Here is a 10,007-nt window from a genome sequence, read left to right as displayed (position 1 = left end):
CGCGGTCAGCCTCCTCTTCGAGCAGGGCGGCTCGCCGGAGGCGTCCCAGCCGGCGGCGGCGCTCGCCGCCCAGGGTGTGGGCTTCGTCGGCCTGCGCGCCGACGAGACCGACCCGGCGATCCGCACGCTCGACGCGATCGCCGGCCTGTCACGCCTCGGCGCCCACGACGGGGTGCTCTTCTGGCGGGTCGTGGCGGCCGACGCCGGCGCCGCTGACGACGCGTCCTCGGCGTCCCGCGCCCGCGTCGTGAGCGCCAGGGGCGAGGCGCCCGTCGACGTGACCGGCGACCACGGGCGCACCGTCGCGCAGGTCGCCCCCGCCGCGGGTGCCTCGCTGGTGCTCGCGGAGCCCGCCGGGTGGGCCGGCCACGCCCGGGTGACGCTCGACGGCCGGGTGCTGCGCGCTGCGGAGGGCGCCGCCCAGCCGACCTACGCCCTGCCGGCCGACGGTGGCCGGCTCGTCATCGAGGTCGCCCCCACCCACCAGCTCTGGCGCTGGGCCCAGCTGGGCCTGCTGGCGGCGGTGGCCTTCCTGGCCCTGCCGCTGGGCGGCCGGACGCGAAGGAGCCACCAGTGATCGTGTCCGTCACCGGCCTGGTCCGGACCGTCCTCGCTGCCGGCGCGGGCGCGGGCCTCGTGTATGCCGCCATGCAGGCTCCGGGGGCCGTGGCCCTCGGCCCGTCGTCCAACGCCGACACGAGCATCGAGGGCGGCACCACCACGGTTCGCAGCTCCGCCCTGGTCTGCCCGGGGCCCGAGCTCAAGGGCCTCCCCGGCCTGCCCGACCTGCCCGTGGGGGTGACCGTCTCGGCGGCCGCCGCGCCGGAGCGCGCACTGACCGGGCTGACCCTGCCGCGCGGTGGTGGCGCGTTCTCGATCGGCGCCCTGGCCGGCGGCTCCGCCGTCGCCAAGGCGGAGTCAAGGGGGGTCGTGGCCTCGGCGCCGCTCACCCGGCCCGAGGCGGCGGTGGTCCGCGGCAGCCAGTCCCTCGCGCCGGGCCTGGCCGCGACGCAGGCCTGGCTGGTCGGCACCGGCGACCAGCGCAGCCTCGGCGTGGCCGCCTGCGGGCGGCCGTCCGCGGACTCCTGGCTGCTGGCCGGGGCCGGGGCCGCCGGTCGCCAGGAGCGCCTGGTGCTGACCAACCCGGGTGACAACCCCGTCACCGTCGACGTGACGCTGCACGGCGCGAAGGGCCCGGTCGCCTCGCCCAACGGCAAGGGCGTCGTGGTGCCGTCCAAGGGGCGCACCACGGTGCTGCTGGACTCCATCTCCGGCACCGAGGGCTCGCCCGCGGTCCACGTCGTGGCCGAGGGCGGGCTGGTCCACGCGGTCGTCAACGACTACTGGCTGGACGGCTCGATCTCCGCGGGCAGCGATGACGTGTCCGCGGCGGCACCGCCCTCGCGCAACCAGGTGGTGGCCGCGTTGCCCGTCAACGGCGTGGCGGGGCTGCGCGTCGTCGTGCCCGGCGACGGCGAGGCGGTCGTCCAGGCGCGGGCGCTGACACCCACTGGGCCCAAGGCCCTCCCGAGCGGCGGGGTGTCCCGCGTCCCGGGCGGGACCGTGCGCGACATCAGCCTCACCGGAATGCCTGCGGGCACCTACGCCCTGCAGGTGCGGGCCGACGTGCCCGTCGTGGCAGCCGGCGTCGTCCAGCGCCGCACCTCGATGACGGTGCCGGGCGACTTCGCGTGGAGCAGCTCGACCCCGGCCATCCGGGGGGTGGCGGGCGCGCCGCTGCCCGGCGGTTCGCTGGGCGCGCCGGTGGCGAGCGCGCTCACCCTGGCCAGCACCGGGGCACCGGCCAACGTCGAGGTGGTCACCACCGATGCCGCCGGCACCGCCTCGTCACGGCGGCTCACCCTGCAGGCAGACACCGCGACGACGGTCGACCTCGGGGGCGCCGCCACGGTCTGGGTCCACCGGCTCGCCGGCACGGGCGAGCTGCGGGCCGGGGTCGTGGCGACGGCCACCGACGCCAAGGGCCAGCTGGTCAGCGTGCTGCCGCTCGTGGACGCCGCTCTGCGCACGACCACGGTCGGCCTGCTCGAGGTGCCGGAGTAGGCGCTCAGCCCCTGTCAGCCGAGGCCGTCCACGTCAGCCGAGCCGTCCACGTCAGCCGAGGCCGTCGCCGTAGCGGGGGTCGAGGTCCGACGGGGCGACGCCGAGGAGGGCCGCGACCTGCTCCACGACGACGTCCTGGACGATCGCGGTGAGCTCGCGCGCGTCATGGGCCCGGCTCTCCACGGGGCGCCGGTAGACCACGATGCGCGCCGGCATACGGCCCTGCGCGGGGAACAGGCGACCCAGGGGCACCGCGCTGCTCTCCCAGGGAGCAGGGTCGGTGGGCGGCACGTCCTCGACCGCGAACTCCACCTCGCCGGCGTGGGCGCCGAGGTGCTCCTCCAGCCGCGCCGCCGCGTCCAGGACGAGGTCGTCGAACTGCTCGCGCCGTGTCGCCATCGCGGGGACCGCGGGCCAGGCCAGGGGGCCGCGGCGGCCACGCCCGCGGCGGTCCCTTCGCAGGCGCGGGGGCACCTCGTGCGGTCGTCCGGCAGGGCTCACGAGCGTCATGCTACGTCGTGGCGGGAGCGATCTCGGCGGGCCACGGCGCGCCGTTGGAGTTGTCGCCGGGTCGTGGCATAGAGTCCCCGCGTGAGTCTGACGAGGAGGTGTTCGCGCACCGCGTGCCCCAATGCCGCGATCGCGACCCTGACGTACGTCTACTCCGACTCCACCGCGGTCGTGGGCCCGCTGGCGACGTACGCCGAGCCGCACACCTACGACCTCTGCACCACCCATGCCGAGCGCCTCACCGCGCCGCGAGGCTGGGAGATCGTGCGGCTGTCCGGGGAGTACGTCGAGCCGGAGCCGACCCACGACGACCTGCTCGCGCTCGCGAACGCCGTGCGCGAGGCGGGCAAGCCCCGGCTCACCGAGCACCCGGTGCCGCAGAGTGCCCACGGGCAGGTCGGCCGCACCGACGAGACGGCGTCCGGCGCCGTCGAGACCGGTCGCCGCGGCCACCTGCGGGTCCTGCGCGACCTCTGACTCTCACGGCCCGTGCCGGAGGCCCCCGAACACCGGTGTGGCCGTGCGGCCCGCGGCCACCCTCCGCGGCCGCCCTCCGCGCGTCCCCTGCAGCCGCACGAGCGCCGCACCGCTAGGGTTTCGGGCGTGAATGCCCCCATACTCGCCGACTTCATCAAGGCCTACGACGTCCGCGGCGTCGTTCCAGACCAGCTCAACGTCGATGTCGCCTGGGCCCTCGGCTCGGCCTTCGCCCAGGTGGTCGCCCTGCCGGAGCAGGCCGAGGCCGTGGTCGTGGGGCACGACATGCGCCCGTCCTCGCCGGAGCTGTCCCGCGCCTTCGCGGACGGTGTCGCCGCGCACGGGGTCGACACCATCCTCATCGGGCTGTGCAGCACCGACGGCCTCTACTACGCCAGCGGCGCGCTCGGCCTGCCCGGGGCGATGTTCACCGCGAGCCACAACCCGGCGCAGTACAACGGGATCAAGATGTGCCGGGCCGGAGCCCGCCCGGTCGGCCAGGACTCCGGCCTCGCGCAGATCCGCGACCTCGGCCAGGCCATCCTCGACGGCGGCAACGGCTTCGCGACCGAGGGCACCGAGCCGGGCACCGTCACCGAGCGCGACGTCCTCGGCGACTACGCGGCCTTCCTGCGCTCGCTGGTCGACCTCTCGCAGGTCCGGCCGCTGAAGGTCGTCGTCGACGCGGGCAACGGCATGGGCGGTCACACCGTCCCGGCCGTCCTCGGCACCGGTGCCGGGCTGCCCGCGCTGCCGCTCGAGGTCGTCGACCTCTACTTCGAGCTCGACGGCACGTTCCCCAACCACGAGGCCAACCCGCTCGAGCCGGAGAACCTGCGCGACCTGCAGGCAGCGGTGCGCGAGCACGGCGCCGACATCGGGCTCGCCTTCGACGGTGACGCCGACCGCTGCTTCGTCGTCGACGAGCGCGGCGAGCCCGTGAGCCCGAGCGCCATCACGGCGATGGTGGCCACCCGCGAGATCGCCCGGGAGCGCGAGGCGGGCACGCCCGCCTCGGACGTGCGGATCGTCTACAACGTCATCTCGTCGGCGGCGGTCCCCGAGATCATCGCGGCCGAGGGTGCCAAGCCGGTGCGCACCCGCGTCGGGCACTCGTTCATCAAGGACGAGATGGCCCGGGAGGGGGCGGTGTTCGGCGGCGAGCACAGCGCCCACTACTACTTCCGCGACTTCTGGTTCGCCGACACCGGGATGCTCGCGGCGATGCACGTGCTGGCCGCCCTCGGCTCCCAGCCGGAGCCGCTGAGCCGGCTCATGGCGGCATACAGCAGGTATGCCGCGTCCGGCGAGATCAACTCGACCGTCGCCGACGCGGCGGCGGCCACCGCCACCGTGCGGGAGTGGGCCGAGGGGCAGGGCGCCGAGTTCGACACGCTCGACGGGCTGACCGCGACGCACACCGGCGGCGACGGCGACCCGATGTGGTGGTTCAACCTGCGCGCCTCGAACACCGAGCCGCTGCTGCGCCTCAACGTCGAGGCCGCCGAGGAGGCGACAATGGAGAGGGTGCGGGACGATGTCCTCGCCCTGGTGAGAGGAGAGGCCCGATGACCGAGAAGGCCGCCAGCGCACAGATCGAGCCGTGGCTGCGGGAGATCCTGCGCTGCCCGGCGTGCCACGCGGAGCTCGCCGACGGCGAGGGGCCGTCCGGGCCGGAGCTGCAGTGCACGAACGCCGAGTGCTCGCTCGCCTACCGCATCGACGACGGTGTCCCCGTCCTCCTCGTCGACGAGGCGCGCAAGCCGGCCTGACCGGCACACCCCCATGGCACCCTTCCTCGACGAGCACCGCATCGACAGCGAGGAGTCCATCGCCGCCCTCGACTCGCGGGGCGCCCTGCGGTCCCTCGCGACAGCGGGGGCGCAGGTCCGCGAGGCGCTGACCCTGTCGCAGGACGCCGGCATCGAGCGGGTCGCCGGGGGCGAGCGGCCACGGTCGGTGCTAGTGGCCTCGCTCGGCGGGTCGGCGGTCGTGTGCGACGTGCTCGAGCTGCTGGCCGAGCCCGGGTCTCCGGTGCCGGTGAGCACCCGGCGCAACGTCCCCCTTCCCGGCTGGGTCGGGCCGCTGGACCTCGTCATCGCGGTGTCGCAGTCCGGGCGCGCGGCGGGGCCGCTGGCGCTTGCCGCGGAGGCGGCGCGCCGAGGCGCCTCCCTGCTCACGGTCGGCGCCCCGGAGTCGCCGCTGGCGGACGTCTGCGCGCGCGCCCGTGGGGTGCACATCAACGTCGGGTCGGGCCACGACGGCTCCCGCACGCACCTGTGGTCGATGCTCGCCCCGGTGATGCTGGCGGCGGGCCACCTGGGGCTGGCGGACGTGACGAGTGAGGTGCTGGACGCGGTCGCGGACCGGCTCGACGAACGGGCCGAGGCGTGCCGGCCCGGCTCGGAGTCGTTCGTCAACCCGGCCAAGGTGCTGGCGGCCGACCTCGCCGAGGGGGTGCCGGTGATCCTCGGGGACGGCCCGCTGAACGGCGTGGCGGCGGTGCGCGCGGCCTCGATGCTGGCCCGGACGGCCCGGGTCCCGGCGACCTCCGGCGAGCTGCCGGACGCCGCCTCGCAGATCGTCGCGTGCTTCGACGGGCCGTTCACCACGGCCTACGGCGACCTCGTCGCGAGGCTGGCGGGGAGCCACGGCCCCGACCAGGAGGGCGACGACGTGTCGGTGCACTCCTCGGGCCGCTCTGGCGGCGTCGCGGCGGGGGAGCCCGACATCTTCGCCGACCCCTACCTCGACCCGCCGGCGGGGCCGCGGCTGACCCTCCTCATGCTGCGTGACGCCGTGCCGGACCCGCTGACCCCCGAGGCCGGCGAGTCGGAGGCGATGACGGAGGCCGTCGTGGCGTCCGCGCGAGAGGCCGGAGTGCGCGTCGCGGAGGTGACCGCGGAGCCGGGCCACCCGCTGGTGCGGCTCGCCGGGCAGATCGCGACCACCGACTTCGCGGCGACCTACCTCGCCCTCGGGCTCGGCCTCGACCCGGCCATCTCGCCCCGCGTCGCCGACCTCAGTGAGCGCACGGGCCACCAGTGACGCTGCTCGACCACCTCCCGCCGCCCGGGCAGCGGGATCCCGATGCGCTGTTCGACGCGTTCGTCAGCTGGGCTGCCGCGCAGGGCCTCTCGCTGTACCCAGCGCAGGAGGAGGCGCTGATCGAGGTGATGACGGGGTCGAACGTGATCCTGTCGACGCCGACCGGGTCGGGGAAGAGCCTCGTCGCGACCGGTGCCCACTTCGCCGCGCTCGCGGACGGGACGCGCACGTACTACACGGCGCCGATCAAGGCGCTGGTCTCGGAGAAGTTCTTCGCGCTGTGCGACGTGTTCGGGGCGGCCAACGTCGGGATGCTCACCGGGGATGCCTCGGTCAACGCGTCCGCACCGGTCATCTGCTGCACGGCCGAGGTGCTCGCCAACATCGCGCTGCGCTCGGGCGCCGACCCGGCGATCGGCCAGGTCGTCATGGACGAGTTCCACTTCTACTCCGAGCCCGACCGCGGGTGGGCGTGGCAGGTGCCGCTGCTCGAGCTGGGCAGGACGCAGTTCGTGCTGATGTCGGCGACGCTCGGCGACGTCACGCGGTTCCAGACCGACCTGACCCGGCGCACCGGGCGTGACACCGCTGTGGTCACGTCGGCGGAGCGGCCGGTGCCGCTGTCGTACTCGTGGGCACTGACGCCGCTGCACGAGACGCTGGAGGAGCTGCTCACCACACACCAGGCGCCGGTCTACGTCGTGCACTTCACCCAGGCCGCGGCGCTGGAGCGGGCCCAGTCGCTGATGTCGATCAACGTGTGCTCCCGCGCGGAGAAGGACGAGATCGCCTCTCTCATCGGGAGTTTCAGGTTCTCGGCGGGCTTTGGCAAGACGCTCTCCAGGCTGGTGCGGCACGGGATCGGCGTGCACCACGCGGGGATGCTGCCGAAGTACCGGCGGCTGGTCGAGCAGCTCGCCCAGGCCGGGCTGCTCAAGGTCATCTGCGGGACCGACACCCTCGGGGTGGGGATCAACGTGCCGATCCGCACCGTCGTCCTGACCGGGCTCACCAAGTTCGACGGCTCGCGGCAGCGGCTGCTCAAGGCACGCGAGTTCCACCAGATCGCGGGACGGGCCGGGCGGGCCGGGTACGACACCTCCGGCGCGGTCGTCGTCCAGGCGCCCGAGCACGTGATCGAGAACCACCGCGCCCTGCTCAAGGCGGGGGACGACCCGAAGAAGCAGCGCAAGGTGCAGCGCAAGAAGCCGCCCGAGGGGTTCGTGACCTGGACGCAGGAGCAGTTCGAGCGGCTGGTGGAGGCCGAGCCCGAACCGCTCGTGTCGCGGATGCGGGTCAGCCACTCGATGCTGCTCAACGTGCTGGCCCGCGAGGGCGACCCGGTCGAGGCGATGCGGGCGCTGCTGCGCGACAACCACGAGGACGCGCGCCGGCAGGCTCGGCTGGCGCGGCGGGCGATCGAGATCTACCGCTCGCTGCTCGCGGCCGGCGTCGTCGAGCGGCTCGACACTCCCGACGACGACGGGCGGATGGTGCGCCTGGTCGAGGACCTGCAGTTCGGGTTCGCGCTGAACCAGCCGCTCTCGCCCTTCGCGCTGGCCGCGATCGACGTGCTGGACCCGGAGTCGCCGACCCACGCGCTCGACGTGGTCTCGGTCATCGAGGCGACCCTGGACGACCCGCGCCCGGTGCTGTCGGCGCAGCAGTTCAAGGAGCGCGGCGAAGCCGTGGCCGAGATGAAGGCCGAGGGCATCGAGTACGACGAGCGGATGGAGCTGCTCGAGGACGTCAGCTGGCCCAAGCCGCTGCAGGAGCTGCTCGAGGCCGTGTTCGAGACCTACCGCAGCGGGCACCCGTGGGTCTCCGAGACACCGCTGTCGCCGAAGTCCGTGGTGCGCGACATGTTCGAGCGGGCGATGACGTTCGGCGAGTTCGTGTCCTACTACGGGCTCGCGCGCTCCGAGGGCCTGGTGCTGCGCTACCTCTCCGACGCCTACAAGGCGCTGCGCCAGACGGTGCCCGACTCGGCCAAGACCGACGAGCTGGTCGACCTGATCGAGTGGCTGGGCGAGGTGGTCCGCCAGACGGACTCCAGCCTGCTCGACGAGTGGGAGCAGCTCACCGACCCCGACCTGGTCGCCGACGCTGCCGGTGTGGGAACTGGCGCCGGTGCTGGCGTCAGTGCCGGCGGCGCCTCACTCGAGCCGCGGCCCATCACCACCAACGAGCGGGCCTTCCGCGTGCTCGTGCGCAACGCGATGTTCCGCCGCGTGGAGCTGGCCGCGCTGCGCCGGTGGATCGACCTCGGCGAGCTCGATGCCGCGTCGGGGTGGGACGCCGACCGGTGGCAGGAGGCGATCGAGGACTACTTCGACGAGTACGACTCCATCGGGACCGGCCCCGACGCCCGCGGCCCGGCGCTGCTGCAGATCACCCGGGAGCCGGCACGCTGGCTGGTCCGGCAGGTGATCGACGACCCCGAAGGCGACCACGACTGGGCGATCACCGCCGAGGTCGACCTCGCCGCCTCCGACGAGGCCGGCGAGGCGGTCGTCGCCGTCACGGACTTCGCGCCGACCTGATCCAGCCCAGCGGGGCGGCTCCGCGGCTCAGCCCGACTGGGCCAGCGCGAGCTCCTCGGCGCCGGGCAGCTTGAGCAGCGCAGCGGCGGGCACGAGCAGCTTGCTGCCTCGGAGGCCGCTGCCGATGACGACCTCGCCGGCCGCCACCACCGCGGGGTCGACGAGCACCGGCCAGCCGTCCGGGAGGCCGACGGGCGTGATGCCCCCGAACTCCATCCCGGTCAGGGCCACCGCCTCGTCCTGTGGTGCGAACGAGATCTTGCGGACGTCGAGGTGCCGGCGGACCACGCCGTTGATGTCGGCGCGCATGGTCGCGAGCACCAGCACGGCGGCATACCGGACCTCACCCGCGCGCTTGCCGGCCACCACGACGCAGTTGGCCGAGTGCTCCAGCGGTGAGCCGTATGCCGCGCAGAAGGCGGCCGTGTCGGCGAGCGTCGGGTCGATGGGCGCCACCCGGGCGCCGGGGATCGCCTCGATGGACGCCGCGACGGGAGGGGCGAGGAGCGGGCGCGCCTCCGCCGTGGAGGCACTGGTCCAGGTCAGCTTTCCTTCGGCTGCAGTCACACGGCCGAGGCTACCGATCGGATGGCTCCAGGAGGAGGTAGCCGTCATCGCGGCCGGTCACGACCCAGCCGTCGTCACGTAGAGCCTGACCGAGCGCCGCATCCTCGGGGATGAGGGCCGCCCCCGGCTGGAAGCGGTCGAAGGCGTTGTCCCAGCCGGGTTCGGCAGCCATGACAGCGAAGTACTCCCTGGCTCGGTCCGCCCCGTAGAGCTCGGCACGGGTGTCCGACGTGTGGCGAAGGTTCGGGTGGGACCACATCAGCCACCCACCGAGGACGTCTGCGTTGAAGACCACCGTCCCCCCCGGGAGCGAGGCCAAGGCGGGGTCGAGGCCGTCCGGGACACCACTCGGGGCCTGAGGGCCCGTTACGGCAAGAGCCGCAGCCAGGCCCAGGCTTGCCGCAGCGCCCAGGCCGATCACCACGGTCTCCTTGCGGTGCACCCGGACCCGCGAACGGCCCAGGGCGGAGTCCAGCGCATGAGCCGCCAGGGGGGCCAGGATGATGGCGCCCACCGCGACAGTCCGCATGTACAGGGCTGCGCAGGTGATGCCGAAGGCATAGAGGCAGAGGCCGGCCCAAGGCACGCGCTGTCGGCGCGTGGTCCAGATGATGACCGGAATGGCTGCGAGGGCGAAGGTGGCGATCACCGACGGGCTGTCCAGGGTGGGGCGGCGCCACTCCTGGATGAAGGGGCTGACGGCTCGGATCGTCACGAAGCTCTCGAAGAGCCGGGGGCCGACTGGTGTGAGGGCTGCCGCAAGGACGCTCACCGTGGGTATGGCCGCCAGCCGGAACG

Annotated in this window: 9 protein-coding genes and 1 pseudogene; 7 read left to right on the top strand and 3 right to left on the bottom strand. The window is 74.1% G+C overall.

What is annotated here, in order from left to right; genetic code table 11:
• Nucleotides 1-577: pseudogene (locus tag VIB11_RS13485) on the top strand (glycosyltransferase family 2 protein); the annotation flags it as partial.
• Complete coding sequence (locus VIB11_RS13480; protein ID WP_332031749.1) at nt 574-2,064, top strand: DUF5719 family protein; 1,491 nt, start codon at nt 574-576, stop codon at nt 2,062-2,064. The pseudogene VIB11_RS13485 and the gene VIB11_RS13480, both read left to right, overlap by 4 nt.
• Before the next feature lie 51 nt (nt 2,065-2,115).
• On the opposite strand, the gene VIB11_RS13475 is transcribed toward VIB11_RS13480, so the two are convergent.
• The gene (locus VIB11_RS13475; protein ID WP_332031748.1) at nt 2,116-2,463 is read right to left on the bottom strand and encodes a metallopeptidase family protein; all 348 of its coding nucleotides are present in this window, start codon (nt 2,461-2,463) and stop codon (nt 2,116-2,118) included.
• Between the two features lie 192 nt (nt 2,464-2,655).
• On the opposite strand from VIB11_RS13475, the gene VIB11_RS13470 reads away from it, so the two are divergent.
• The 5 genes from VIB11_RS13470 to VIB11_RS13450 all read left to right on the top strand — a co-directional run bounded on the left by VIB11_RS13470 (nt 2,656) and on the right by VIB11_RS13450 (nt 8,642).
• Entirely contained in the window at nt 2,656-3,051 is a 396-nt protein-coding gene (locus VIB11_RS13470; RefSeq protein WP_332031747.1) for a DUF3499 domain-containing protein, read from the top strand.
• Between the two features lie 126 nt (nt 3,052-3,177).
• A complete protein-coding gene (locus tag VIB11_RS13465) occupies nt 3,178-4,623 on the top strand; it encodes a phosphomannomutase/phosphoglucomutase (protein ID WP_332031746.1) in 1,446 nt (481 codons plus the stop codon).
• Nucleotides 4,620-4,823 carry a Trm112 family protein gene (locus VIB11_RS13460; RefSeq protein ID WP_332031745.1) on the top strand — a complete coding sequence of 68 codons (204 nt, stop codon included), beginning with the start codon at nt 4,620-4,622 and terminating at the stop codon, nt 4,821-4,823. The genes VIB11_RS13465 and VIB11_RS13460 overlap by 4 nt, the downstream gene beginning before the upstream one ends.
• A gap of 13 nt (nt 4,824-4,836) precedes the next feature.
• Nucleotides 4,837-6,099 (top strand): SIS domain-containing protein, encoded by a 1,263-nt coding sequence (locus VIB11_RS13455; protein WP_332031744.1) that lies wholly within the window; start codon nt 4,837-4,839, stop codon nt 6,097-6,099.
• Nucleotides 6,096-8,642 carry a DEAD/DEAH box helicase gene (locus tag VIB11_RS13450; RefSeq protein ID WP_332031743.1) on the top strand — a complete coding sequence of 849 codons (2,547 nt, stop codon included), beginning with the start codon at nt 6,096-6,098 and terminating at the stop codon, nt 8,640-8,642. The genes VIB11_RS13455 and VIB11_RS13450 overlap by 4 nt, the downstream gene beginning before the upstream one ends.
• 27 nt (nt 8,643-8,669) lie before the next feature.
• On the opposite strand, the gene VIB11_RS13445 is transcribed toward VIB11_RS13450, so the two are convergent.
• Both VIB11_RS13445 and VIB11_RS13440 read right to left on the bottom strand, forming a co-directional pair.
• Nucleotides 8,670-9,209, bottom strand: a complete 540-nt coding sequence (locus VIB11_RS13445; protein ID WP_332031742.1) for a YbaK/EbsC family protein — start codon at nt 9,207-9,209, stop codon at nt 8,670-8,672.
• Between the two features lie 10 nt (nt 9,210-9,219).
• A partial coding sequence (locus VIB11_RS13440; protein WP_332031741.1) for a hypothetical protein occupies nt 9,220-10,007 on the bottom strand: 788 nt, incomplete at its 5' end.

It is taken from the genome of Pedococcus sp. (assembly GCF_036554925.1).
Taxonomy (GTDB): Bacteria; Actinomycetota; Actinomycetes; order Actinomycetales; family Dermatophilaceae; genus Pedococcus_A.
This window is presented reverse-complemented; position numbering and strand designations above follow the sequence as displayed.